The sequence below is a fragment of the Streptomyces collinus genome (assembly GCF_031348265.1).
GTDB lineage: Bacteria > Actinomycetota > Actinomycetes > Streptomycetales > Streptomycetaceae > Streptomyces > Streptomyces collinus.
The window spans coordinates 3,863,186-3,887,779 of record NZ_CP133771.1 but is presented as its reverse complement, the minus strand read 5'-3'; the positions used below and the strand labels follow the sequence as shown (position 1 = coordinate 3,887,779).

21 protein-coding genes are annotated in these 24,594 nt (G+C 72.6%); 13 read left to right on the top strand and 8 right to left on the bottom strand.

Features of this window, described 5'->3' with window-relative positions; all coding sequences use genetic code 11:
* Positions 1-139: 139 nt before the first annotated feature.
* Both RFN52_RS17470 and RFN52_RS17465 read left to right on the top strand, forming a co-directional pair.
* Positions 140-832, top strand: a complete 693-nt coding sequence (locus RFN52_RS17470; RefSeq protein ID WP_020276329.1) for an iron-dependent transcriptional repressor DtxR — start codon at positions 140-142, stop codon at positions 830-832.
* Positions 833-1,477: 645 nt separating this feature from the next.
* Positions 1,478-2,377 (top strand): alpha/beta fold hydrolase, encoded by a 900-nt coding sequence (locus RFN52_RS17465; protein WP_184847571.1) that lies wholly within the window; start codon positions 1,478-1,480, stop codon positions 2,375-2,377.
* Positions 2,378-2,425: 48 nt separating this feature from the next.
* On the opposite strand, the gene RFN52_RS17460 is transcribed toward RFN52_RS17465, so the two are convergent.
* The 3 genes from RFN52_RS17460 to RFN52_RS17450 form a co-directional block, all read right to left on the bottom strand.
* A complete protein-coding gene (locus RFN52_RS17460; RefSeq protein ID WP_184847570.1) occupies positions 2,426-4,018 on the bottom strand; it encodes a transporter in 1,593 nt (530 codons plus the stop codon).
* Complete coding sequence (locus tag RFN52_RS17455; RefSeq protein WP_184847569.1) at positions 4,015-4,788, bottom strand: ABC transporter ATP-binding protein; 774 nt, start codon at positions 4,786-4,788, stop codon at positions 4,015-4,017. The genes RFN52_RS17460 and RFN52_RS17455 overlap by 4 nt, the downstream gene beginning before the upstream one ends.
* A 149-nt stretch (positions 4,789-4,937) precedes the next feature.
* On the bottom strand, positions 4,938-5,600 hold the full coding sequence (locus RFN52_RS17450) for a bifunctional DNA primase/polymerase (protein WP_184847568.1): 663 nt from the start codon (positions 5,598-5,600) through the stop codon (positions 4,938-4,940).
* Between the two features lie 305 nt (positions 5,601-5,905).
* Between RFN52_RS17450 and RFN52_RS17445 the strand changes: the two genes are divergently transcribed.
* Positions 5,906-7,291, top strand: coding sequence for an NsdA family TPR-like regulatory protein (locus RFN52_RS17445; RefSeq protein ID WP_184847567.1), 1,386 nt, complete (start codon positions 5,906-5,908; stop codon positions 7,289-7,291).
* Positions 7,292-7,492: 201 nt separating this feature from the next.
* Complete coding sequence (locus RFN52_RS17440; protein WP_229856729.1) at positions 7,493-9,541, top strand: hypothetical protein; 2,049 nt, start codon at positions 7,493-7,495, stop codon at positions 9,539-9,541.
* Between the two features lie 43 nt (positions 9,542-9,584).
* Here the strand turns inward: RFN52_RS17440 and RFN52_RS17435 are convergent, their stop codons facing one another.
* Positions 9,585-10,895, bottom strand: a complete 1,311-nt coding sequence (locus RFN52_RS17435) for an ABC transporter substrate-binding protein (RefSeq protein WP_184847565.1) — start codon at positions 10,893-10,895, stop codon at positions 9,585-9,587.
* Positions 10,896-11,012: 117 nt separating this feature from the next.
* Between RFN52_RS17435 and RFN52_RS17430 the strand changes: the two genes are divergently transcribed.
* Both RFN52_RS17430 and purU read left to right on the top strand, forming a co-directional pair.
* Positions 11,013-11,513: an SCO4402 family protein gene (locus RFN52_RS17430; protein ID WP_033312170.1), complete on the top strand. Its 501-nt coding sequence runs from the start codon at positions 11,013-11,015 to the stop codon at positions 11,511-11,513.
* Positions 11,514-11,583: 70 nt separating this feature from the next.
* Positions 11,584-12,465 (top strand): formyltetrahydrofolate deformylase, encoded by an 882-nt coding sequence (gene purU / locus RFN52_RS17425; protein WP_184847562.1) that lies wholly within the window; start codon positions 11,584-11,586, stop codon positions 12,463-12,465.
* A gap of 95 nt (positions 12,466-12,560) precedes the next feature.
* Here purU and RFN52_RS17420 read toward each other — a convergent pair whose 3' ends face one another.
* Both RFN52_RS17420 and RFN52_RS17415 read right to left on the bottom strand, forming a co-directional pair.
* A complete protein-coding gene (locus RFN52_RS17420) occupies positions 12,561-13,997 on the bottom strand; it encodes a zf-HC2 domain-containing protein (protein ID WP_184847559.1) in 1,437 nt (478 codons plus the stop codon).
* A complete protein-coding gene (locus RFN52_RS17415) occupies positions 13,994-14,575 on the bottom strand; it encodes a sigma-70 family RNA polymerase sigma factor (protein WP_184847557.1) in 582 nt (193 codons plus the stop codon). The genes RFN52_RS17420 and RFN52_RS17415 overlap by 4 nt, the downstream gene beginning before the upstream one ends.
* Before the next feature lie 384 nt (positions 14,576-14,959).
* Here RFN52_RS17415 and RFN52_RS17410 point away from each other — a divergent pair, with 384 nt between their 5' ends.
* Both RFN52_RS17410 and RFN52_RS17405 read left to right on the top strand, forming a co-directional pair.
* Positions 14,960-15,340 carry an STAS domain-containing protein gene (locus tag RFN52_RS17410; protein WP_184847555.1) on the top strand — a complete coding sequence of 127 codons (381 nt, stop codon included), beginning with the start codon at positions 14,960-14,962 and terminating at the stop codon, positions 15,338-15,340.
* A 168-nt stretch (positions 15,341-15,508) separates the two neighbouring features.
* Positions 15,509-16,021: an EF-hand domain-containing protein gene (locus RFN52_RS17405; RefSeq protein ID WP_184847553.1), complete on the top strand. Its 513-nt coding sequence runs from the start codon at positions 15,509-15,511 to the stop codon at positions 16,019-16,021.
* Positions 16,022-16,277: 256 nt separating this feature from the next.
* On the opposite strand, the gene RFN52_RS17400 is transcribed toward RFN52_RS17405, so the two are convergent.
* Complete coding sequence (locus RFN52_RS17400) at positions 16,278-17,780, bottom strand: class I adenylate-forming enzyme family protein (RefSeq protein WP_184847551.1); 1,503 nt, start codon at positions 17,778-17,780, stop codon at positions 16,278-16,280.
* Positions 17,781-17,869: 89 nt separating this feature from the next.
* Here RFN52_RS17400 and RFN52_RS17395 point away from each other — a divergent pair, with 89 nt between their 5' ends.
* From RFN52_RS17395 to RFN52_RS17380, 4 genes are all read left to right on the top strand, one after another.
* A complete protein-coding gene (locus RFN52_RS17395; protein ID WP_184847549.1) occupies positions 17,870-19,066 on the top strand; it encodes an amidohydrolase family protein in 1,197 nt (398 codons plus the stop codon).
* Positions 19,066-20,199, top strand: coding sequence for an acyl-CoA dehydrogenase (locus RFN52_RS17390; RefSeq protein ID WP_184847547.1), 1,134 nt, complete (start codon positions 19,066-19,068; stop codon positions 20,197-20,199). The genes RFN52_RS17395 and RFN52_RS17390 overlap by 1 nt, the downstream gene beginning before the upstream one ends.
* A 5-nt stretch (positions 20,200-20,204) precedes the next feature.
* Entirely contained in the window at positions 20,205-21,131 is a 927-nt protein-coding gene (locus RFN52_RS17385) for an acyl-CoA dehydrogenase family protein (protein WP_184853930.1), read from the top strand.
* 443 nt (positions 21,132-21,574) lie between these two features.
* Positions 21,575-22,051 (top strand): ATP-binding protein, encoded by a 477-nt coding sequence (locus RFN52_RS17380; RefSeq protein ID WP_184853929.1) that lies wholly within the window; start codon positions 21,575-21,577, stop codon positions 22,049-22,051.
* A 491-nt stretch (positions 22,052-22,542) separates the two neighbouring features.
* Here the strand turns inward: RFN52_RS17380 and RFN52_RS17375 are convergent, their stop codons facing one another.
* Positions 22,543-23,469: a cyclase family protein gene (locus RFN52_RS17375; RefSeq protein ID WP_184847546.1), complete on the bottom strand. Its 927-nt coding sequence runs from the start codon at positions 23,467-23,469 to the stop codon at positions 22,543-22,545.
* A 104-nt stretch (positions 23,470-23,573) separates the two neighbouring features.
* On the opposite strand from RFN52_RS17375, the gene RFN52_RS17370 reads away from it, so the two are divergent.
* A complete protein-coding gene (locus tag RFN52_RS17370) occupies positions 23,574-24,488 on the top strand; it encodes an SDR family oxidoreductase (protein WP_184847545.1) in 915 nt (304 codons plus the stop codon).
* Positions 24,489-24,594 lie beyond the last annotated feature (106 nt).

Here is a 24,594-nt window from a genome sequence, read left to right as displayed (position 1 = left end):
CCTTGCGGACGGCCGGGTAATCTCCGGCTTTCCCTCCCGCGGCACGGTTGTCGGTGGTATCCGGCAGAATTGGGTGCAGGGCCAGCGCACACGCCGGTGAGCCGTCCAGCCTCCGGCAGATCTCATTCGAGGGGCACGTATGTCCGGACTGATCGACACCACGGAGATGTATCTCCGCACCATCCTCGAGCTGGAGGAAGAGGGTGTGGTCCCCATGCGCGCCCGTATCGCCGAGCGGTTGGACCAGAGCGGGCCGACCGTCAGCCAGACCGTGGCGCGCATGGAGCGTGACGGCCTGGTGTCCGTCGCGAGTGACCGGCATCTGGAGCTGACCGATGAGGGCCGCCGGCTGGCCACGCGTGTGATGCGCAAGCACCGCCTCGCGGAGTGTCTGCTCGTCGACGTGATCGGGCTGGAGTGGGAGCAGGTCCACGCCGAGGCGTGCCGCTGGGAGCACGTGATGAGCGAGGCCGTGGAGCGCCGCGTCCTGGAGCTGCTGCGGCACCCGACGGAGTCGCCGTACGGCAACCCGATCCCGGGTCTGGAGGAGCTCGGCGAGAAGGACGGCGCCGACCCCTTCCTGGACGAGGGCATGGTGTCGCTGGCCAGTCTCGCCCCGGGCGCCGAGGGCAAGACGGTCGTGGTGCGCCGGATCGGTGAGCCGATCCAGACGGACGCGCAGCTGATGTACACGCTGCGGCGGGCGGGCGTGCAGCCCGGCTCGGTGGTGAGCGTGACGGAGTCGGCGGGCGGGGTGCTGGTGGGCAGCGGCGGTGAGGCGGCCGAGCTGGAGTCGGACGTCGCGTCCCACGTGTTCGTCGCCAAGCCCTGACCTGGTCCGGCCTGATCCGGTCCGGTCGACCCGGCGTGATCCGGTCCGGGTCGCCGGCTCCTGAGCCGAGCGGCCGGCTTCGGCCAACTCCCGATGCGCAGGGAGTTCTTGTGGCGTTGGCGTGATCCGGACCGAATCCGGGATCCAGTCCGGCGAATGGCAGCGCTCGTACGCTTCCCGTGCGACGCTGTCGCGTGAGGCATATGACCTGAGGGGCTCTGGGCCGAGGCTCGACAGCGATGTCGCCCGGCCGGGGAGGGGGCGGGAGGATGTGCCGTGGAGACGTGGAGGGCCCCGGCGCCGTGTGGCGCCGGGGCCTGTCCTCCCCTGTGCTGACCCGGAGCCCCGAGCTCTCAGGGTCATTCCCCTCGGACCGGTTTCCCCGAGCGGTCCGCCTCCCGCTGAAGATCTCCCCGCGGCAGCGGAGATCAATCCCCGGGGGTGGTCACTCGAACGAGGGGTGTTGCCGGCGAGAACCCGATTCTCGAATGCGCTTTCGATAGTCTGCGGGCGGCGCACGGCACACTTGCACCGACAGGTACGGCAACCAGCACTGGCAAAAGGCACAGCGGGCAGAACACGGTTCACAGGACCGGCCGGCTCTCAGGGAGCCGCGGTCCGCGCGAAGCTTGGGGGGTGCCAGACATGGCGCGACGCATCGACGTGACCGGGACGGGCGGCGTACGCCTGGCGGCCTGGGAGTTCGGGGACCCGCCCAAGACCGATCCGGCGCAGGACGGGCAGGGGGCGCACGACGGGCACACCGCGCCGGAGGGCTCCCCGGGCGTGCTGTTACTGCACGGCCTCATGGGCCGCGCCTCACACTGGGCGTACACCGCCCGCTGGCTCTCCGCGCGCTACCGCGCGGTCGCCCTGGACCAGCGCGGCCACGGCCGCAGCGACAAACCCCCGCAGGGCTCCTTCACGCGGGACGCCTACGTCGACGACGCCGAGGCCGCTCTGGAGCAGCTCGGTCTTGCCCCGGTCGTCCTCATCGGCCACGCCATGGGCGCGCTCACCGCCTGGCAGCTCGCCGCCAGGCGCCCCGACCTGGTCCGCGGCCTGATCATCTGCGACATGCGGGCCTCCGCGCTCGGCGCCGCCTCGCAGCGCGAGTGGGGCCAGTGGTTCAAGGCCTGGCCGCTGCCGTTCGCCACGCTCGCCGACGTCCGCAAGTGGTTCGGCGAGGACGACCCCTGGGTGGAGCGGCCCAATCCGGCCCGTGGCGAGTTCTACGCCGAGGTGATGGCCGAGTCCCCGGACGGCTGGCGTCCGGTCTTCGAGCCGGAGCAGATGCTCCGCACCCGCGAGACATGGGTGTACGACGCGCACTGGGAGGAGCTGACCCAGGTCCGCTGCCCCGCCCTGGTCGTGCGCGGCTTGGACGGCGAGCTGGGCCGCGCCGAGGCCCAGGAGATGGTCCGGGTCCTGCCCCGCGGCCAGTACGCGGAGGTCGCCGACGCCGGCCACCTGGTGCACTACGACCAGCCGGAGGCCTGGCGCGCCGCGATCGAGCCCTTCCTGGACTCGCTGGGCGACAGCTGACGGCAGTCCTCGGCCGGGCGCGTCGCCCGTGGCAGCGGCGGCGGTCCGTCACCCCTTGCTGACCGCCGCCAGGATCTCCGGCAGCCGCCGGGCCGTCCGCGGAGCGGCCAGTTTCAGCCCCGCCGCCGTGAGCCCCGCCCCGTACACCGTGCCCGCCGGCAGCAGCAGCCACGTCCAGTCGTCGCCGTCGGCGCTCACGTTCAGCCAGATCGTGAGCGCGATGACGGGCGCGCACAACAGGGCGGCCGCCATCATCCCGCCGAAGATCGAGATCCAGGCGAGCCCGGTCTGCCCGGGGGCGACGTTCTTGTAGCCCTCCTGCGGGATGGAGTAGGGGAAGCGGGCGGACGTCCACGCCCCGGTCGCGAGCATCGCGCCGAGCAGCGCGAAGGACAGCCCCAGCGCCTCGGGCAGCCGCCGCCAGTCGCCGAGCATGGCCGTCGTCAGGACCGTCACGAGCGTGGCGTAGGGCAGCGTGATCAGCAGCAGGGCGTACGCCCGGGCGCGCAGTTCGACGTAGGCGTCGCGCGTCGAGGAGATCGTCATCGCGACGATCCAGAACGCCGAGGTGTCCTGTCCGAACTGGTTGTACATCTGGATGCCGAGCATCCCGGCGGCGAAGCAGGCGAAGTACACCGACCCGGTGCCCTGCCAGGCGTTGAACACCGGCACGATCAGCCCGATGGCCAGCGACGTCACCCAGGCGGCCTTGGTCTTCGGGTCGCGCCACACGTACCGCAGGCTGCGCTCCATGACCGTGCCCGTACGGCCCGGTGGCAGCAGCCGCGCGAGCCCGGTCGACGAGCGCTCTTTCGCGGCCGACTCGGCGCCCGGCAGGGTGGAGCCGTCGGGTGAGGTCATCAGCCGGGTCAGATGCCGTGACCAGAGCGCGAGCAGCGCCACCAGTGCCCCCGCGGTCAGCGTCAGTTGCGCGGCGGCCAGGCCGTAGGAGCCCTCGCTCACCGCGTGCACGGCCCCGATCGCCGACGCGGGCGGCACCCACTGCAGCACCCCGGCCGCCGGGTCGAGTTCGCCCAGCCCCGACGCCCCGATGCGCTGCGCGCCGAAGTTGACGATCTGCGCCCCGACCGCGATGACGAGCCCGCTGAGCACCGCGAGGTCCCGCCCCTTGCGGCTGGTCAGCAGCCGTACGTTCGCGGCGGCGACGGCCCGCGCGAGCGCCACGCACACCAGCAGCGCCAGCACGACGGCGACGACCCCGGCCGCGAACGCCGCCCCGCCACGGGCCACCGCCACCACGGAGCCCACCAGCAGGCACAGCGTGAACAGCGGCCCGATGCCCACCAGCGAGGCCGTGAGCAGCGCCCGCACCAGTGGCCGGGGCCGCAGCGGCAGCATCACCAGCCGGGTCGGGTCGAGGGTCTCGTCACCGCTGGGGAAGAACAGCGGCATCACCGCCCACCCGAGCCCCAGCACCGCCACCGCCAGCACGACCACCGACTCGGCGTGCGCATGGCCGCGCAGCGCGATCAGGCCGATCAGCTGGAGCGCGGCGAACAGCAGGGCGAAGACGGCCGAGGTGATGTAGGCGGCCTTCCGCCCGCCGGACTGCCGCAGCCCGTTGCGCAGCAGCGACAGCTTCAGCCGTACGAAGACGGGGGTGATCGCGTCGGTGCTCACCGGGCCCCGCCGCCCAGCCAGTCGAGATCGGACCCGGCGTCCCGGCTCTGCGCGCCGACGAGTTCGAGGAACGCCCGCTGCAGCGACGGCGCGTCCCCGCGCACCTCGGCGAGCGTGCCGGTGGCGCGGATCCGCCCGGCGGCCATGACGGCGACCCAGTCGCACAGCGACTCGACGAGCTCCATGACGTGGGAAGAGAACACGACCGTGGCGCCCGAGGCCGTGTACCGCTCCAGGACGCCCCGGATGGTCTGCGCGGAGACGGGGTCGACCCCCTCGAACGGCTCGTCCAGGAACAGCACTTCGGGATTGTGGAGGAGAGCGCTGGCGAGCCCGATCTTCTTGCGCATGCCGGTCGAGTAGTCGACGACGAGCTTGTGCTGGGCCCCGGCCAGATCGAGGACGTCGAGGAGCTGCGTGGCCCGCTTGTCGACTTCGGCACCGGGCAGCCCGCGCAACCGCCCGCTGTACGCCAGCAGTTCCCGCCCGGAGAGCCGCTCGAAGAGCCGCAGCCCCTCCGGCAGCACCCCGATCCGCGCCTTCACCTCGACGGGGTCCCGCCACACGTCGTGCCCGACCACCTCGACGGTCCCGTGATCGGGCCTGAGCAGCCCGGTCACCATCGACAAGGTGGTGGTCTTCCCGGCCCCGTTCGGTCCGACGAGCCCGATGAACTTGCCCGCGGGCAAGTCGAGATCGACCCCGGCGACAGCGACCTGCTGCCCGAACCGCTTCCACAGCCCCCGCACCCGCACCGCGCTGGATCCCACTCCGCGCCTCCCTCCGTCACCTTGCACCCTACGGTGGCCCTTGAGGGGCGCGGGACGCTGTGGGATATGCGGCTCCGCCGCGTGGGCGCGAACAACCACAACCGACGCGCGGCCGCCACACAACGGCAACCGAGCAGACGAATCAGCGCCTATCGATCCCTACCGCACGCATAGGCCAAGGGCGAGATCAACTCCTCGGCATCCGGCAGCCACCGATTGGCCGGAGTCGGCCGGCAGGCCCACTGCACAGCCCCACGGGACCCGAACCGCGTGGGCGGCGCAGCCACATACGCCCCTTCGCCCAGCACCGTCAGATCCAGCGACGACACCGCCCACCCCAGCTTCCGCACCAGATCGGGCACCTTCACCCCGGCCCCCGGCAGCACGAAGAACTCCATCCGCCGGTCCGGCGTGAGCGTCACCGGCCCGAGCGTCAGCTCCATCCGCTCCATGCGCGCGAGCGCCAGGAACCCGGCCGTCTCCGGCACGGAGATCGCGTCGAACGTCCGCCCCGTCGGCAGCAGGATCGACGCGGCTGGCTGCTTCTGCCACATCCGTCGCGCGACCGTCGCACTGCCCGTCGCCTGCGTCGCCCAGTCCGGGCGCGCCGGGTGCGACCCGGGCGCCGGACACGCCGCGTCACCGCAGGAGCAGCGCTGACTGCCGTCGGCGGCTTCCAGCCAGGTGCCGGGGAACACGTCCCAGTGGCGCTCCTCGGCGTAGCGAACAGCGGTCTCCAGCAGCGATTCCCCGCGCTGCTTCGGGATCTGGGCGGCTTCGGTGCCGGCGAGCGTCTCTTCCACGATGAACACAACTCTGGTCGTCACCAGGGGTTACGCCCACCCGTGTGCGCGGGGGAGAGCATCGCCCCTGTTGGCGGGGCGCATGGGTGCATGTGCGGGGGCGCGCAGGAGGATCCGTCGCGGAGCTGGGTAGCCACGTGTGGGGCCGGCAACAGCCGATACCCCGGCATTCCTCACATGCCTCGCATTTTCGTCTGGTCGGCGGGGCATTGATCTTCACGGCCGGATCTTCTCGCCGGGACGTGAGGGGTTCGGCCGCGGAAGACACGTCAACTCGGTGCGTGGGCAGGCACCGCAGCCTCAGGGGGTACGCCATGGCCGCAAGGCCGCTCGTCGCCCGGCAGCCGAACGAACGGCTGCAGGCGCTCATCCAGGAAGCCGGATGCTCCAACGCCGGCCTGGCCCGCCGGGTCAACATGTGCGGTGCCGAGCACGGCCTCGACCTGCGCTACGACAAGACATCGGTGGCGCGCTGGCTGCGCGGGCAGCAGCCGCGGGGCCGGGCCCCGGCGATCATCGCCGAGGCGCTGGGCCGCAAGCTCGGCCGTACGGTCACGATCGACGAGATCGGCATGGCCAACGGCAAGAACCTCGCCTCGGGCGTGGGCCTCCAGTTCTCGCCGACGGTGCTGGGGGCCATCGAGCAGGTCTGCGAGCTGTGGCGCAGTGACGTGGGGCGGCGGGACTTCCTGTCCGGCTCCTCCGTCGCCGCGTCCGCGCTGGTCGAGCCCAGCCGGGACTGGCTGATCTCCGTGCCCGACGCGCAGGTCTCGCGCTCGGCCGGGCCGCGGGTGGGGCAGTCCGACGTGCAGGCGGTCCAGGCCATGACGCAGGCGCTGGTGGATCTCGACCACCAGTACGGCAGCGGGCATGTGCGGCCGGTCGTCGTGCACTACCTCAACAGCGTGGTCTCGGGGCTGCTGGCGGGGTCGTACCGGGAGGCGGTCGGGCGGGACCTGTTCGCCGCGGTGGCCCGGCTGACGGAACTCGCCGGGTACATGGCCGTCGACACCGGCCAGCCCGGCCTGGCCCAGCGCTACTACATCCAGGCCCTGCGGCTGGCGCAGGCCGCCGGGGACCGCGGCTACGGCGGGTACGTCCTCGCGGCCTCCATGAGCCATCTCGCCGCGCAGCTCGGAAACCCGCGGGAGATCGCGCAGTTGGCACGGGCGGCGCAGGAGGGGGCGCGAGGGCGCGTGTCGCCGCGGGCGGAGTCGATGTTCCTTGCGGCGGAGGCGCGCGGGCACGCCCTCATGGGCGACGTGCGCGCCGCCCAGTCCGCGGCGGGCCGCGCGGTGAGCGCCCTGGAGGCGGCCGACCCGGCCGCCGGGGACGACCCGGTGTGGATCGCGCACTTCGACGAGGCGTATCTGGCCGACGAGTTGGCGCATTGCCACCGGGACCTCGGGCAGGCCGAGGCGGCGGCCCGCTGCGCGCAGGAGTCGCTGGCCGGGCATCCCGAGACGCGGGCGCGCCGCCGGGCCATCGGATATGTGCTCTTGGCCACGGCGCAGGTGCAGCAGCGGGAGATCGAAGAGGCGTGCAACACCGGCATGCAGGCCGTCGAACTGCTGGAGGGGCTGCGCTCCAACCGGGGCGCCGAGTATCTGGAGGACTTCCAGCAGCGGCTGGAGCCGTACCGGGACGAGGCGGTGGTAAGGGAGTTCGGGGCACGGCTCGACCTCCAGGCGGCTGCGTGAACACAGGGTCCGCGGATGCGTGAACGTGCGGGAAACGGCTGCCTGGTGCGCAGGAGGTGACCTGGGCAACGTGCCGTGACCCACTGGTGTTACCGCGCTCACAGGGCACGAGGTCGGGCCCTGTGCTGCGTGGCACGGGGCTCTGGGGACCCGGTAGCGTGACCCGACGATTCACAAGGTCCCCCATTAGTAGGAGTCCCGGTGACGCAGAGTGGACAGGGCGAGGAGCCCTCGGCGCGCCCCGCGCGCGAAGGCATCGTGCTGCCCTCCGACGGTGGCGAACCCCTGCTGCCGGGCATGACGGGCGGACCGGGTGACGCCCCGGGCCGCCGGCCCGTCCCGCCCCCCACGGGCGAGCCGCAGGCCTCGGCCCCCGCCGAGGGCCAGACCTGGGGCCAGCCATGGGGCCCCGGCCAGGAGCAGACGCCGCCCCCGCCGCCGGGCCAGACCTGGCAGTCCCCGCCCCAGCAGTGGAGCGCGCCCGAGCCGCCGGCGTGGGACGCGCAGGCCCCGGGCGCACTCCCGCCGGAGGGCGGCCGCCCCTCGAACTCCTACGCCGGCCCACCGTCCGAGTCCGGCCCGTACGGCACGGCCCAGCCGTCCGCCGGCCACACCGGCTACGACCCGTACGGCGGCGCCACCGGCGCGGGGGCCCCGCTGCCTCCGGAAGGCCCCGGCGCCATGCCGCAGGGCACCGACGCCTACGGCGCCCCTGCCGGGGGCGGGGCCCAGCCGCAGCCGGGATCCGGCGGGCAGGGGTCTCAGGGAGGCTCCGGGTACGGATATCCGCAGGGTTCTGGCCTGCCGCCTGCGACCGGAAGCTACGGCGCCTCCGCCGGGGGTGGCGCCCAGCCGCAGCCCGGGTCCGGCGGGCAGGGGTCCCAGGGGGGCTCCGGGTACGGATATCCGCAGGGTTCTGGCCTGCCATCCGCGGAGGGTGGCTATGGCGCCCCTGCCGGGGGCGGAGCCCAGCCGCAGCCCGGGGCGCACGGGGCCGGTCTGCCGTCGGCCGCTGATGCGTACGGGACCCCGGGTGGGGGAGCTCAGTCGCAGCCGGGATCCGGGGCGCACGGGGCCGGTCTGCCGCCGGTCTCCGGTGCGTACGGCGCCACCGGCGGGGGCGCCCCCCTGCCCGCGCCCGCCGATGAAGGGGCCACCCAGTACATACCGCCCGTCCCCGGGGACGCGGCGGCCGCGGCCACGCAGTACCTGCCGCCCGTCGCGCCGTCCGCCGACGAGGGGGCGACGCAGTACATACCCCCGGTGGGCCCGGGGGCGCTGCCGCCCGAGATGCCTTCCGGGGAGGACCCCGAGGCGACGCGGTTCCTCGGGACCGGGCCCCGGACCGGGGCGGGAGCCGGGCCGCTGCCGGGTGCCTCGCATCCGGCCGCCTCGCATCCGGACGCCGAGGCGACGCAGTTCATCGCGCCGGTGCCCGGCGGGGACAAGCAGCCGCCCGCCGAGTTCGACAACCTCTTCCGCAGCCAGGGCGGCGCCGAGAGCCCCGCCGGGGCCACACAGCAGATGCCCCGCGTCGAGCAGCCCCGGCCGCAGCCCCCGTACGCCGCTCCCCCCACTTCTCAGGGCCCGCCCGCCGGAGGACGCTCGCGCGGTGGCCGTACCGGCTCGCGCGTCCCCGTCATCGCCGCCGTCGGCATCGGCATCGCCGTGCTCGGCGTCGGCGCGGGCGCGCTGCTCGCCGGTGGCGGAGGCGGTGACGACGAGGGCGGCGACAACAAGACGGTGGCCGGCTCCGCACCCGCGACGGACGGCTCCGCCTCCCCGTCCGCCGACCCGGCCCGGGCCCAGGCGGTCGAACTGGACAAGCTGCTCGCCGACAGCGGCAACAGCCGCAGCACGGTGATCAACGCCGTCGCCGACGTCAAGGGCTGCGACAACCTCGCCGAGGCCGCCAAGGACCTGCGTGACGCGGCCAAGCAGCGCACCGGGCTGGTCACCCGGCTCTCCGGCATCGAGGTCGACCAGCTGCCCGGCCACGCCGCGCTGACCACCGCCCTCACCAAGGCCTGGCAGGCCTCCGCCTCGGCCGACAACCACTACGCGGCCTGGGCCGACCAGACCGCCGGCAAGAAGGGCTGCAAGAAGGGCCAGGCCCGGCCCACCGGCCAGACCCAGGCCGGCAACCGGGCCAGCGGCGTCGCCAGCACCGAGAAGGCCAAGGCGGCCGGGCTGTGGAACGGGATCGCGAAGAAGTACGGCCTGACCGAGCGGCAGCCGACGCAGCTGTGACGGGGGCGGCGCGGGCGGGACACGAACCGCCGGGCGGAGACGCTCAGTAGTTCACGTCGGCGTTCTCCAGCGTCCTCGTCGTGTCGACGAAGCCCTTGCGGGCCGAGACCAGCCGACCCTCCCGCACCACCTGGAGGGTCACGTTCGCGTTGACCAGGCGGGGGAAGCCCACGGCGGCGAGCTTGTCCTGGAACCGCCAGCGCAGCGTCGGCGTGAGGCCACCCGTGGTGACCTTCAGGCCGTCGTCCAGGGCCTCCGCCACCGTGTCGGCGCTCACCTCGCCGTCGCCGAGCGACTCGACGATCTGCCGGAACACCGTGTAGGCGATCCACGTGGTCTGCACTCCGGCGTCCGCGGGGTCGATGCGGTTGTCGCCGAAGGCCTGCTCCCGGATCACCTGCTTCATCCCGTCCCAGCGCGGATCGCTCGCCACCGGGTACCAGCCGGTGATGTACGAGCCCTCGTAGGGGCCCGACGCCCCGCCGGTGGCGTCGATCACCGTCTGGTCGACGCTGCCCAGCACGGTCGCCGTCCGCACCTCGGGGTAGTCCTCGCGGGCGCGCCGGAAGGAGTCCATGAAGGTGCCGTTGCGGTCCCCCAGGGCGGGCACCACACACCCCTGGTCCGCCCCGTCGGTGCTCGTCGTGCGCAGAGCGCGCTCGGCCTGGCCGTCGTACTCGGTGGCGTCCTCCGCCGCCCGCTGGTCGTTCGAGGCCCGGTGCCCGCCTGCCTTCAGGCCGGAGTCGAGCAGCGGGGGCAGCTGGTCGCCCGCGATGGTGTCGGGCCGGATCAGCGCGACGGGCCCGCACTCGGTGAGGGCACTGCCGAGACCGGCCAGCAGCGCGGGCTGGCCGCCGTTGACGGGGTAGGACAGGGGGCTGGTGAACTCGGCGTTGGTGGCGCCGTAGCCGCCTATGTAGGGGATCCCGGCGCCCTCCAGCGACGGGAAGAAGGAGTCCGCGTACTGGCTGTAGGATCCGACGACCGCGACCACGTTCTCCTTGGCGGCCCGCCGGGCGCACTTGGCGGCGGCCACGCTGTCGTTGTGGTCGTTGCAGGTCAGCACGTTGAGCTTGCGGCCGTTGATCCCGCCCTTGGCGTTGATCCAGCGGGCGTAGGCGTGGGCGAAGGCCGGCATGCCGGGCTTGTTGGTGGCCTTGGTGCTCTGCGGGGCCCAGGTCATGACGGTGATGGTGCCGTCCCCGGCATCCCCCGTGGTGCCGGGGACGGCACCGCATCCGGCGAGCAACGACGCGCACGCGACCGCCGTGCCCGCGGAGAGAACGCCTTTTCTGGCGTGACGGGTGAGGAGGCCGGGGAGGAATGTGCTGCGGGTGCGTCGCCTGCCGGTCATGGTCCTGCACGATTCCGCCACACGGCTAACCCGTGAGTGATCTCCGGTCAACAATTGGTGACGCACAGGTGAATTGCGGGGGCCGGTGTGAGCGATGCGGAGGGGAACGTACGATCGATGACCGTGCAAGCTTCGGAGAACTCTTCCCGTCGTGGCCGTCGCTCATCCACCATGGGCGGCATGCCTGTCAACGACATGCCGTGGTGGCGCTGGCGCAGCAACGTGCGCTCGGCCCTGCACATGCTCTCCGATCCCGGGTTCCAGCGGGACGTCTGGCTGGCCGGCGTGGACGGCTACGGCGACGTGACCGACGCGGTGTACCGGCTGGTCGAGGACACCTGGCTGGACCACTGGTCCGCCGAGAAGTACGTCGGCACGATCTTCCGCGACGCGCAGGAGGCCGCCCTCGTCGACACCGCGGTGCTGCGCGTGCTGCGGATCATGCACCAGGTCGGGCCGGACGCCCCGGTCGCCGCGTACCTGGAGCACGAGGCGTGGCCGGAGGCGGTCCGGGCGGCCCGGGAGGCGCATGTGCGGCTCGCGGCCGGTGACGGCGAGGAGCCGGACACGGCGCCGCGCAGCCTGGACGTCCTGCAGATCATGACGAGGTCGGCCTAGGCCCTGCCGCCGCGGTCCGCACAGCGGGACGATTGCCGGTGGTGTCGTCCCCTGTGGGACCCTGTCCTGCATGAACGAGCAGTCCACCAGCGCCGCGGTCCCGGCCGACCAGTACGTCCTCACCCTCTCCTGCCCGGACAGGAAGGGCATCGTGCACGCCGTGTCGAGCTATCTGTTCATGACCGGCTGCAACATCGAGGACAGCCAGCAGTTCGGCGACCACGACACGGGGCTGTTCTTCATGCGCGTCCACTTCTCGGCGGACGCGCCGGTGACCGTGGACAAGCTGCGGGCCAGCTTCGCCGCCATCGGCGACTCGTTCCAGATGGACTGGCAGATCCACCGGGGCGACCAGAAGATGCGCATCCTGCTGATGGTCAGCAAGTTCGGGCACTGCCTGAACGACCTGCTGTTCCGCGCCCGCACCGGAGCGCTGCCGGTGGAGATCGCCGGAGTGGTGTCGAACCATACGGACTTCGCCGAGCTGGTGGCGTCCTACAACATCCCCTTCCACCACATTCCGGTGACGAAGGACACGAAGGCCGAGGCCGAGGCGCAGCTGCTGGGGATCGTGCGTGACGAGGGCGTGGAGCTGGTCGTGCTCGCCCGGTACATGCAGGTGCTGTCGGACGACCTGTGCAAGGCGCTCTCGGGGCGGATCATCAACATCCACCACTCGTTCCTGCCGAGCTTCAAGGGCGCGAAGCCGTATCACCAGGCGCATGCCCGGGGTGTGAAGCTGATCGGTGCGACGGCTCACTATGTGACGGCCGATCTCGACGAGGGGCCGATCATCGAGCAGGAGGTCGAGCGGGTCGGGCACGACGTGACGCCCGAGGGGCTTGTCGCGATCGGGCGGGACGTGGAGTGCCAGGCGCTGGCGCGGGGTGTGAAGTGGCATGCCGAGCGGAGGATCCTGCTCAACGGGCGGCGGACTGTGATTTTCGCCTAGTGGGTGGGGTTGTCCCTTTTCGTGGCGAGTGCGGGTTGTCTGTGGTTTGTCGCGCAGTTCCCCGCGCCCCTGAGGGCGCGTCCCTGAGGTCGGGTCTACATCCTGCTCAGTGAAGCGGCGGCGAACAGGACGTCCCTGATCGCATCCCTGTCTCCCACCTGGCCCGCCGCCGCCTCCTGCGGGGGTACGTGGCCGGCGGCCAGGCGGCAGAACTCGACGCCGTCCAGGGCCACGTGGGCCACCTCGTGCTCGGCGGAGCCCTTCGCCGCGGGAGAGTCGAGGGGGATCAGCCACTCGCCGCCGCCCGAGCCCTCGATCTCCAGGCGGAGGCTGCGGCCCGGTTCGCCCGCCGCGACCAGATGGCGGTGGTGGGCGGGGGAGGCCAGACCGGCCCGGCGGCGGTGCGCCAGGGCCGTCGGCAGCATCCGGGCCGCCAGGTCGATCATGCGGTGCAGATGGCGGGGCGAGGGCGGGTCGTAGGGGTAGTCGACCGCGTCGGCGATGTCCTCCGCGTGCACCCAGCACTCGAAGGCGCGGTCGAGCATCGCGTCGTGCAGGGGCAGTTCGAAGTCGCCGTACGGCACCGGCATCTTCCCCGCGCCGCCGCCCGTGAAGGACACCGTGCGCACGAGGCTGTGGCTCTGCTCCCGCCAGGGCGCCCGGACGAACCGGGTGGGCGGGAAGTGCGAGGCGCGCCAGAGCGCCTCGGTGCGGGCCGCCGGGGTCGGCTTCCGGGACGGGACGTCGCCCAGCGGGTCGTCCAGGCCGAGCGCGACCGCCACCAGACCGTCGACGCTCAGCAGATGCGCGATGACCCCGGCGACGGTGGTGCGGCGGCTCGTCGCCGCGTCGGCGCGGAACCAGCGCAGCCGTACCGGCGCGTGCCACTCGGCGTCGCCGAAGTCCTGCAGCAGGGCGTCCAGACGCGCGGTCTCGGCGTCGTACGCTGCGGCCCAGTCCGGTACCGGGATGCGCGGCGGGCGCCGCTCCAGGCAGGTGTCCAGTACGCGGGTGCGCAGCCCCGGGTCCAGGTCGAGGCTCTCGGGGCGTTGCAGCAGGCCGACCGCCTCGCGCAGCCGCCGGGCCTCGTCGGCGCAGGAGCCGCAGTCGCCGAGGTGCTCCTCGACGGCCGTGGCCTCCTCGGCCGAGCAGGCGGCCAGGGCCCAGGCGCCGAGCAGGGCCTTCAGCACGGGGTGTTCGAGGACCGGCGGGGCGGGCGGCGGTGGCGTGACGCCGAGATCCGCCGGCGCGGGCAGCGGCAGCCCGCTGTCCTCGACGGAGGCACGGGGCATGGGGATCCGCGGCGGGCCCCCGGGCGCCGGAGTGTCGCCGCGCCCGGTCTCGCCGCCTCCGTCCCGGAGACCGTCTTCATCCCGGGGGTCGCCTTCGCCCTGGAGACCGTATTCCTCCCGGAGGCCGCCTTCGTCCCGGGTGTTGCCCTTCTCTTCCGGGCCGTGCTCCCCCTCGCGACCGCTTTCGCCGACGTCGCCGTCGTCGCCGTCGTGCGCCTCGAACCGCTCCGGTCCGTTCACACCGCACCCCCGTATCCGGGCGGTGCGCCCGGTGCCTCGGTGTCGTGGGCGGTGGAGAGCAGTTGCAGGCCCAGGCGCAGCCGGCGGCGGGCCTCGTCCTCGGTGATGTCGAGGTCGGCTGCGGTCTGGCGGTAGTCGCGGCGCTGGAAGTAGGCCCGCTCCAGGGCCGAGCGCAGCGGGACCGGCATGGACTGGACGATGTAGTCGGCGCGGGCGGCGACCGAGGCGCGGCGCACCTTGTGCTCCAGTTCCTCCGCGGTGCCGGCGCCTTCGCGGGCTAGGGCGGCGGTCTCGGTGGCGCGCAGCCGCTGCACCGCCAGCCGGTGGGTCAGCGTGGCGACCCAGGTGCGCAGCGGGCCCTGCTTGGGGTCGTAGGAGTCGGGATGCTCCCAGACGTGGACGAAGACCTCGCGCGTGACGCCGTCGGCGGCGCGTTCATCGCCGAGCACGCGGTGGGCGAGGCCGTGCACGAGGGAGGCGAACCGGTCGTAGAGCTCACCGAGGGCGGCGGCTTCCCCGCGGGCGAGGCGCTGCTGCATCTTGCGGTCCCAGCGAGGCGGTACGTCCTTTTTCGCCATGCGGCCCCCTCACCCCCCTGCTCGTGTCCCGCGCCCGTGCTCTGTCCAGCCTGTCCCCGGTGTTTCCTCGAATGTAGTCGGCACGTCCGGTAGCGCACGCCCCTTTGTGTCAATGTGCGCCCCCCGACCGGCCGCAGGTGGTAGGGGGGCAGGGGCTCGCACCGCATGCCTTTGGGCTCGCGCACCGCATGCCTTTGGGCTCGCGCCTACCCCGCCGCCCTCCGATCAGACCTGACTGAAGAGGATCGAACAGGATCGAAGCCGACTAAAACAAGCCTCTTCCGCGGGGGATCCGTTTTTCGGGTTGTGTTTCAGGGAACTGCCGCTGGGCAGCCGCGCTGCAAGGAAGCGTAGGGTCTGCTTCCGTTTTGGCGAGCGAGGGGCGTGGTGGTGACCTTCAATGTGACCGGCGGCGAGCAGGGCGAATGGGCCGTGCTCCAGGTGTCGGGCGAGCTGGATCTGGTGACGTCACCGGTGCTGCGTCAGCGTGTGCACGACGTGGTGGCCGAGGGACACCACTGTCTTGTCCTCGATCTGTCCGAGGTGTTCTTCTGCGACTCCAGCGGCGTCGGCGTGCTCATCGCGGCCCGCCGCCTGATCCGCTCCTGTCAGGGCCGGCTGCGCCTCGTGCTACCCGCCCGGGGCGCGGCCGACGGGTCCCACGTCAACCGGGTCCTCGGCGCGCTGGGCGTGCGCAGGCTGTTCGACGTGTACGGCGATGTGGACGCGGCCCTCGGCGACGAGGGCGAACCCCTCTCCGCGTGACGTCGCGATAACGCACGGTAGATGGAGTGTTGCCGTTCCGACACGCCGTTGTCCCGGAATTCCCCCGGTCTTGGCACAAGTGACGTTTTCCCGCGCCCGAACGGCTCCCTCCGTCGTACGCTCCGACCGAGACGCACCCCACCCGACGTAAGGCGGCCCGAAAGAGACATGGCCAGCAGCGAGTACGAGCGCAGGATCGCCGCCCGGTTCGCCACCTTCGACCAGGACGGCAACGGCTACATCGACCGCGAGGACTTCTACGGCGCGGCCAAGGCGCTGCTCACGGAGTTCGCCGTGACGGCCCGGTCCGACAAGGGGCAGGCCCTGTACGGCGGCGCCGAGGCCTTCTGGCAGGGCATGGCCGGCATCGCGGACCGCGACGGCGACCAGCGCATCACGCGCGAGGAGTTCGTCAACGGCGCGGTCAAGCGCCTGCGTGACAACCCCGACCGGTTCGCCGAGATCGCCCGCCCCTTCCTGCACGCGGCCCTGGACGTCGCCGACACCGACGGGGACGGCGCCGCGACGGTCGAGGAGGCGGGGCGCGTCCTCAAGTGCCTCGGTGTCCCCGAGGACCTCGCCGGGCCGGCCGCCGCCGCGCTCGACGCGGACGGTGACGGCAAGGTCGGCGAAGCCGAGGTCGTACCCGCCTTCGCCCGCTACTTCACCGTGCCCGAGTAGGGCCACGAGTTCGCTCCGCGGGTTTCGGCGCCCCTTTGCCGTAGGGGCTGTTCTTGGGCGGGCGGCTGCGGGTTGTCGGTGGTTGTTCGCGCAGTTCCCCGCGCCCCTGGAGGCCTGCCCGCAGCGGGTCATGTGTCCGCGCCGGGGGAGGTTGGCGCCCCTTTGCCGTAGGGGCTGTTCTTGGGCGGGCGGCTGCGGGCTGTCCGTGGTTGCTCGCGCAGTTCCCCGCGCCCCTGGGGAGGCTGCCCGCAGTGGGTCACGTGTTCGCGTAGCGTTCGCGGAGCTTGTACTTCAGTACCTTTCGCAGGGTCTCGCCCCGCGGAAGGGCGTCCACCACCTCCAGGCGCTCCGGCAGTTTGTGCACCGACAGTCCCTCGGCGCGCAGGAAGGCGGTCACGGCGGCGAGCGTCAACGCCTCGGTGCCGGGCGGCTGTTCCACCACCGCGCACACCAGTTCTCCGCGCGCCGCGTCCGGCAGGCCGATCACCGCCACGTCCCCGACCGCCGGATGCCGGTGCAGCAGGTCCTCGATCTCCTGGGCCGAGATGTTCTCGCCCTTGCGGATGATCACGTCCTTGAGCCGGCCGGTGAGGACCAGGTGACCGGTCTCCGTGAGGCGTCCGAGGTCGCCGGTGCGCAGGAACCCCTCCTCGTCGAAGGCCTCCGCCGTCTGCCCCGGGTCGAGATACCCCCGGCACACGGCCTCCCCGCGCAGCCGCACCTCCCCGTCCACGATCCGGATCTCCATCCCCTCCGGCGGCCGCCCCTCGGTCGCCGCCAGCAGCTCGGGGGTGTCGTCCGGGTCGCCCATGGTGATCATCGGTACCTCGGTCATGCCGTACCCGTGGGTGAGCTGCACGCCCATCTCGCGCACGACGGCGTGGTACAGCTCCGGCGGCTTGGGCGCACCGCCGCCCGCCAGCAGCCGCAGCGACGGCACCACCGGCTCTCCCGGCTGCTTGCGCTGCTCCGCCAGGAACATCGAGTAGAACGCCGTCGACCCGCCCGCCATGGTCACCCCGTGTGCGCGGTACGCCGTCAGCGCCTCCGGCAGCGCGAACTGCTCGAACAACACCGCCGGGAAGCCGTACAGCAGCAGCATCACTGTGTAGTCGGGTCCGCCGATGTGGGCGTACGGGAAGGCGATCGACCCCACGTCGTCCGCCGAGGGGCGCAGCGCGTGCGCCAGGCAGGAGCCGCCCGCGAGCAGCGAACGGTCCGTGTGCAGCACGCCCTTGGGGTCGGAGGTCGTGCCGGACGTCCAGTAGATCCAGCGGACGGCGGTGCCGTCACAGGGCGGGGGAGGCAGGAGGGACGGATCGCCGTCGGGCAGGTCGTCGTAGGCCTCGAAGACGCCCTTCGCGCCCAGCCGCCGGGCCATCGCGCCGTGGTCGAAGCCGCGCCGGGTACCCGGCACCGCGAAGAACTCCGCCTTGGACTCCCGCAGGGCGAAGCCGACCTCGCGGTCCCGGTAGAAGGGGATCACCGGCGTCTGCACGGCGCCGAGACGGGCCAGGGCGAAGGACAGCACGGCCGTCTCGATACGGGTGGGCAGCTGCCAGGCGACCACCGTGCCGGGGCGCACGCCCATGCCGTACAGCCCGGCCGCGACCCGCTCGGCACGCGCGCGCAGCGCCCCGAAGGTCAGCATCCGGTCGTCCTGGAGGAAGAGCGGGCGGTCGGGCGTGAGGGCCGCGCGGCGGGTGACCAGGTCCCACAGGGTGCGGGACGAACTCAGGGCGTGCGGGGTCTCGTTCACGACTGCCCCCTGCTCCTTGGCTGACGGGTCGTCAGGTGCGATGCTATCTGACGCTGCATCAGATAAGTACCGTCCGGCGGAGGGGACCCATGGCGACCGAACTGCCCCGCATCATCAGCGTCGACGACCACGTGATCGAGCCCGCCCACCTCTTCGACACCTGGCTGCCGGCCAAGTACCGCGAGAGCGGCCCGAGGCCCCTGACCGCCGGGATCGGCGAACTCGCCTACATCGGCGGCAAGTACCGGATCACCATGGACCCCGACGGCCAGCCCACCGACTGGTGGATCTACGAGGACCTGAAGTTCCCGTACAAGCGCAACATCGCCGCCGTCGGCTTCGACCGGGACGCGATGACCCTGGAGGGCATCACCCGCGAGGAGATGCGGCCCGGCTGCTGGGACCCGAAGGAACGCCTGAAGGACATGGACCTCAACCACGTCGAGGCGAGCCTCTGCTTCCCCAGCTTCCCGCGGTTCTGCGGCCAGACCTTCGCCGAGGCGCACGACAAGGAGGTCGCCCTGGCCTGCGTGCGCGCCTACAACGACTGGATGGTCGAGGAGTGGTGCGGCGACAGCGGCGGGCGGCTCATCCCGCTGTGCCTGATCCCGCTGTGGGACATCGGCCTGGCCGTCGCGGAGATCCGCCGCAACGCCGCGCGCGGGGTGCGGGCGGTGACCTTCTCGGAGATCCCCACCCACCTCGGACTGCCGTCCATCCACTCCGGCTACTGGGACCCGTTCTTCGCGGTCTGCCAGGACACCGGGACGGTCGTCAACATGCACATCGGGTCCTCGTCCCAGATGCCCGCCGCCTCCCCGGACGCCCCGCCCGCCGTCCAGGCCTCCCTCAGCTTCAACAACGCGATGGCCTCGATGATGGACTTCCTCTTCAGCGGGGTCCTGGTGAAGTTCCCGCGCCTCAAACTCGCTTACTCCGAAGGCCAGATGGGCTGGATCCCGTACGCCCTGGAGCGCGCCGACGACGTCTGGGAGGAGCACCGCGCCTGGGGCGGTGTCCGTGACACGATCCCCGAGCCGCCGTCGACGTACTACTACCGGCAGATGTTCTGCTGCTTCTTCCGCGACCGGCACGGCGTGGCCTCGATCGACGTGGTCGGCCGGGACAACGCCACCTTCGAGACCGACTACCCGCATGTCGACTCGACCTTCCCGCACACCAAGGAGGTCGCCCTCGACCATGTCAAGGGCCTCGACGACGAGACGGTGTACAAGCTGATGCGCGGCAACGCCATCCGGATGCTGGACCTGGACCTCGACCGCTGATGGACCTGTCCTGCACGCCCGAGGAGGAGGAGTTCCGGGCCCGGCTGCGGGAATGGCTCGCGCGAACGCTCCCCGCGCTCCCGCCCAGGCCGTCCCCCGACGACTGGCCGGGGCGGCGGACGTACGACCTCGGCTGGCAGCGCAGGCTGTACGAGGCCGGATACGCCGGCGTCCACTGGGACGCCACCCCGAGCGTCCGCCTGATCTTCCTGGAGGAGACGGAGAGGGCCGGAGCGCCCTATGTGGGCGCCAACTTCGTGGGCCTGCTGCACGCCGGGCCGACCATCGCCGCCGAGGGCACGGACGCCCAGCGGGCGCGCTGGCTGCCGCCGATCCTGCGCGGCGAGGAGGTCTGGTGCCAGGGCTTCAGCGAACCGGAGGCCGGATCCGACCTCGCGGCCCTGCGCACCCGCGCGTGGCGCGACGGCGACGACTACGTGGTGACCGGCTCCAAGATCTGGACCTCGCACGCCGAAGTCGCCGACTGGTGCGAACTGTTGGTCCGCACCGGCCCGGCGGCCCCGAAACACCGCGGCATCACCTGGCTCGCCCTGCCCATGGACGCGCCCGGCATCACGGTACGGCCGCTGCGCACGCTCGCCGGGCCGGCCGAGTTCGCCGAGGTGTTCCTGGACGAGGTGCGGGTGCCGGTGGTCAACCGGGTCGGGGACGAGAACGACGGCTGGCGCGTGACCATGGTGACGCTGTCCTTCGAGCGGGGCACGGCCTTCGCGGGTGAGGTCGTAGCCTGCCGCCGGGTCCTGGCCGAACTGGCCGTCGAGGCCCGCAAGAACGGCCGCTGGGACGACCCCGCCCTCAGACGCCGGCTGGGCAGGCTCAACGCGGAGTTCCGGGCGCTGTGGCGGCTCACGCAGTGGAACGTGAGCGCGGCCGAGGCCTCGGGCGGAGTACCGGGCGCGGGCGGCTCGGTCTTCAAGCTCCGCTACTCGCACGCCCGCCAGGAGCTCTACGACGCCGCCGCCGAGGTGCTGGGCCCCGACTGCCTCGACCTGGACCGGCCGTGGACCCCCGACCGGCTCTCCGCCCTGGCGTACACCATCGCGGCCGGCACCTCGCAGGTCCAGCACAGCATCATCGCCGAACGCATCCTCGGCCTGCCGAAGGGACGGTGAGCGCGGTGCGGTTCCGGCTGACGGACGACCAGCGGGCACTGCGGGACGGGGCGCGCGAGGCCCTGGCACGGCGGTTCGACGGCCGGGCGCTGCGGGCGGCGGTGGAGGAGGCCGACGGGGGCGGTGCCGACGCGGTGGGGGCGGGGCGTGCGGCCGGGCCGCCGCGGCTCGACCGGAGGCTGTGGCGGGCCCTCGGTGACCTCGGGTTCTTCGCCCTGCGGGTGCCGGAGGCGGACGGCGGGATCGGACTCGGGCTCGCGGAAGCCGTCTTGGTGTTCGAGGAGGCGGGGCGGGCGCTGCTGCCCGGGCCGCTCGTCGCCACCCACCTCGCGGCCGGTGTCGTACCGGGTGCCGCCACCGGGGAGACGGTGGTGGCGGCCGTGGACGGCGGCCTCGTGGAGTGGCTGGCGGAGGCGGACGCCGTACGCGGGGACGCCACCGGGGCCGTGCCGCTGCGCTCGCTCGACCCGCTGACGCCCCTGCACCGCGTGCCCGCCGCGCGCCCCGCCCCCGACCCCGTCGCCATCCTGCTCACCGCCGCCGAGCAACTCGGCACGGCCGGCCGCGTCTGCGAACTCGCGGCGCAACACGCCCGGGCGCGCGAACAGTTCGGACGACCCGTCGGGGCCTTCCAGGCGGTGGCGCATCTGTGCGCGGGGATCTTGGTCCGTGCGGAGACGGCCCGCGCAGCGGTGTACGCGGCCGCCGTGACCGCCGACCCGGCCGACATCGCCGCGGCCCGGATCCTCGCCGACGACGCCGCCGTGCGCGGCGCCCGCGACTGCCTCCAGGTGCACGGCGGGATGGGCTTCACCTGGGAGTCCGAGGTCCATCTGCATCTGAAACGCGCATGGGTTCGAACCCAACGTGCGGGCGGAGTCACGGAGAGTGAAGAGCTGCTCGCGGCGGCTCTGACGCCCGAGACGGCCTGACGGGCCGTCTGGCTGCGGTGTCGCCGGGACCGCTCCCGGAGATGTCGCGGATCGTGGCATACCGGAATCACGGAGCGTTGATATCGGCTTGTGTCCTCAGTGTGACTCGTTACGGCCTGGAGTCGATTGCCCGCTCCGGTACCTTGTGTCGAATGCGAGTGGCTCCGAGCGCAGTGCGACCCCGTGGCGCCGCCTGTTCGACTGCCCGCGGCGAGCGTCGCACAGTATGCCGCACGGGTACTCCTTCGCGCTGGAATATGCCCGAAGCGCTTGTTGGCGTGACTGTACGTCAACCATGCTGTCCCACAAGGGATTCACGTTGCGTGATCCTTGTCCTGGCCGTTGTTCTGGCCATGCAGAAAATGGCTACGATCGTGGCCCTCGTGAGGCGCGAGCCTAAGTGTCCGCCGGTTCGGATGGTGTGAGCGGTGCAGGTGCTTCAAGTGCAGCTGGAGATCCGGCCCGACCCCGCAGAAGTGGGGCGGGCCCGGCGGTGGGCCCGCTCCCGCCTGGCCGGGTCCGGCATACAGGCCGACGAACCCCTCGCCGAGACGCTGATCCTGCTCGTCTCCGAGCTCGTCACCAACGCCGTGGTGCACACCGGCCGCCCCGCCGTCCTGCTGCTGTCCCTGCCGCACATGGCGACGGAGGAGGCCACCGTCCGTCTGGAGGTTGCGGACCGCAGCGGCCGGGCCCCCGTCCCCCGGTGCGCCGGCGACGACGCGACCGGCGGCCGGGGCCTGGCGCTCGTCGACGGCCTCGCCGACCGCTGGGGCTGGAGCGTCGAGGCCACCGGCAAGCGCATCTGGTGCGAGGTGGACCGGTGCGCGAAGTCCCCGGACCTCGCGGCGTCGTGCGGAGGCGGCGCGGTGGCGTGCGGCGGGGCTGCTTTCGAGGGCCTGGCGTACGAGGCGGTGTAGCACCGCCGCCCGTTCCGGCCGGGCGTGGTGTACGGCGGCACATGCCTTGGGTTCGTGCGGCGGGGCCGGGGCACGGATGCACGGCGGGCCGGCGGGTTCCGTCAGGGCATGCGGCGATGCGCCCGGACGTGCTTCCGTGCGCGCCTACGGCAAAAGCCGCCTAAGGGACATTTCTTCTAACTCCTGTTGACGGGTCGTGACCGTTTGCTCACGCTGGTGGGCAGCGATTCGCCGTGAGGGGACGACGAGGGCTTCGGTGGACGGCAGCCCTCGGCGAGTGTGAGTCGTGATTCGGCGTCGGCTCCCTTCAGGGGCGGGGAGTCGGGGCGGGAGCGCCGGAGTCGGGTGGCGGCGCGCGCTGTCGTGCTCGGGGCGAGCAGCGCGGCGCCGCCATCCAGCTGCGGCGGATGGCGGCCCGGCCGGTGCGGCGGGTGGCGGCCCGGTCGCACCGGTCCGTCGGCCGTCCGGCGGGCGGGCCCCGGGCCGGCGGCCTACAGGACGGCGACGGGAGCCACCGGAGAGCCGGTCGCCCCGGTGAACGGCTCCGGGGTGGCGGTCAGCAGGAAGGCATACCGCCCGGCTTCTCCACAGGCTGTGGACAACTTTTCGAGATTCCAGTTCTGGCCCTGCGGCATGCCCATCTCCACGAGATCGAGGGCGTGCACCGGCAGCCAGAGGTCCTCCACCTCGGGCGGGAACACCTCGAAGGTCAGGGTGTCGTCGGCGACGGCCGCGACATCGTGCGCGTGGAACCACTCCGGTGTCCGGATCGACAGCCCCGGCGAGGGGTACGCGTAGCCGTGCCGGTCCCCGGCCAGGTACGCCTGGATCTGCCCGGTCCGCACGAGCACGACGTCCCCCGCCCGCACCCGCGTGCCGGCCAGCTCCTCGGCGGCGTCCAGGTCCTCGGGCGTGACCGCGTACCCGCCGTCGAGCCGGTCCGTGCCGCGGGCCCGGGCGACGTCCAGCAGCACCCCGCGCGAGACGACGTGCCGGACCGTGCCGATGCCGCTGAACCCGGCGCCGCCGTGTGCGGTGACGGTGTGGGCGGGGCGGCCGTTGTAGAGCCGGCCCGAGTGCGAGACGTGCGACAGGGCGTCCCAGTGGGTGGCCGCCTGGAGGCCCATGGTCACGGCGTCGTCGCTGCACGCGACCGTCCCCGGGCCGAAGATCTCCTGGTTGATCTGCACCATGGCGTGCAGGGGGTTGACGCGCCCGGGGATCATGCCGGTCTGCACGCCGTCCTGCTGGAGGGGCAGTGCGAGGGGGACGCGCCGGCCGGTGCGGACGGTCGCCGCGGCCCGCCTGACGACCTCGTCGGTGATCAGGTTCAGGGTGCCGATCTCGTCGTCGGATCCCCAACGGCCCCAGTTGTTCACGCGCTTGGCGATGTCGTGGAACGCGTCCGGCAGCGACATGAGTCCTCCGCGGGGCTTGTCTTCCCGTATCTGACGGGTCGTAGAATTCGGGAATCGAGAATCTAACGGTCCGTCAGAAACCGTGGGACGGGAAGGGGCCGGGCGTGGGGAACTTCTTGGCAGGCAAGGTCGTCGCCGTCACCGGAGCCGGTCGGGGCATCGGCCGCGCGGTCGCGCTCGCGGCGGCGGCCGAGGGCGCGAAGGTCGTCGTCAACGACTACGGCGTCTCGGTCGACGGCGCGTCACCGGCGAGCGAGGTCGCCCAGACCGTGGTCAAGGAGATCGAGGCCGCGGGCGGGGAGGCGGTGGCCGTCGCCGACGACATCTCCACGATGGCCGGCGGGCAGCGGGTCGTCGACGTGGCGCTGGCGTCGTACGGGCGGCTGGACGGTGTGGTCTGCGTGGCCGGGATCCTGCGCGAGCGGATGCTGTTCAACATGACCGAGGAGGAGTGGGACCCGGTCGTCGCGACCCATTTGAAGGGCACGTTCACGGTGTTCCGGGCTGCCTCGGCAGTGATGCGGAAGCAGCGGGCCGGGACGCTGATCGGGTTCACCAGCGGCAACCACCAGGGGTCGGTGTCGCAGGCCAACTACAGCGCGGCGAAGGGCGGGATCATCTCGCTGGTGCGCAGCGCCGCGCTCGGGCTGCACAAGTACGGGGTGACCGCGAACGCGGTGGCGCCGGTCGCGCGGACCCGGATGTCGGCCGGGGTACCGATGGAACTGGCCGAGATCGGGGAGCCGGAGGACGTCGCCGCGCTGGTGGTGTACCTGCTGTCCGACGCGGCCTCCCGGGAGGGGATCACCGGGCAGGTGTACACGGTGGCCGGGGCGAAGATCGCGGTGTGGGCGCAGCCGCGGGAGCTGCGTGCGGCGTATTCATCCGGCGGTTGGACCGTGGAGGGGGTCGCGGAGGTTCTGTCGGGGTCGGTGGGGGTGGATCCGATGCCGTTGCTGGAGCGCGTGCGGGAGATGGAGAGGGCGGCGCGGGAAGGGGAGCGGCCCAACGTCCTGTAGCTCGGGGGCCTTGGGCCTTTTCGGCGGGTGCGGGTGCGCTGTGGCTTGTCGCGCAGTTCCCCGCGCCCCTGGGGAATCCGCCCCTGCGGCATCGAGAGGAGCACCC

Excerpts from the sequence above, each read along its gene's own strand:
- RFN52_RS17470 (WP_020276329.1), top strand. The coding sequence starts at position 140 with ATGTCCGGACTGATCGACACCACGGAGATGTATCTCCGCACCATCCTC.
- RFN52_RS17465 (WP_184847571.1), top strand. The coding sequence starts at position 1,478 with ATGGCGCGACGCATCGACGTGACCGGGACGGGCGGCGTACGCCTGGCG.
- RFN52_RS17445 (WP_184847567.1), top strand. The coding sequence starts at position 5,906 with ATGGCCGCAAGGCCGCTCGTCGCCCGGCAGCCGAACGAACGGCTGCAG.
- RFN52_RS17435 (WP_184847565.1), bottom strand. The coding sequence starts at position 10,895 with ATGACCGGCAGGCGACGCACCCGCAGCACATTCCTCCCCGGCCTCCTC.
- RFN52_RS17430 (WP_033312170.1), top strand. The coding sequence starts at position 11,013 with ATGACCGTGCAAGCTTCGGAGAACTCTTCCCGTCGTGGCCGTCGCTCA.
- purU (WP_184847562.1), top strand. The coding sequence starts at position 11,584 with ATGAACGAGCAGTCCACCAGCGCCGCGGTCCCGGCCGACCAGTACGTC.
- RFN52_RS17415 (WP_184847557.1), bottom strand. The coding sequence starts at position 14,575 with ATGGCGAAAAAGGACGTACCGCCTCGCTGGGACCGCAAGATGCAGCAG.
- RFN52_RS17405 (WP_184847553.1), top strand. The coding sequence starts at position 15,509 with ATGGCCAGCAGCGAGTACGAGCGCAGGATCGCCGCCCGGTTCGCCACC.
- RFN52_RS17395 (WP_184847549.1), top strand. The coding sequence starts at position 17,870 with ATGGCGACCGAACTGCCCCGCATCATCAGCGTCGACGACCACGTGATC.
- RFN52_RS17390 (WP_184847547.1), top strand. The coding sequence starts at position 19,066 with ATGGACCTGTCCTGCACGCCCGAGGAGGAGGAGTTCCGGGCCCGGCTG.
- RFN52_RS17375 (WP_184847546.1), bottom strand. The coding sequence starts at position 23,469 with ATGTCGCTGCCGGACGCGTTCCACGACATCGCCAAGCGCGTGAACAAC.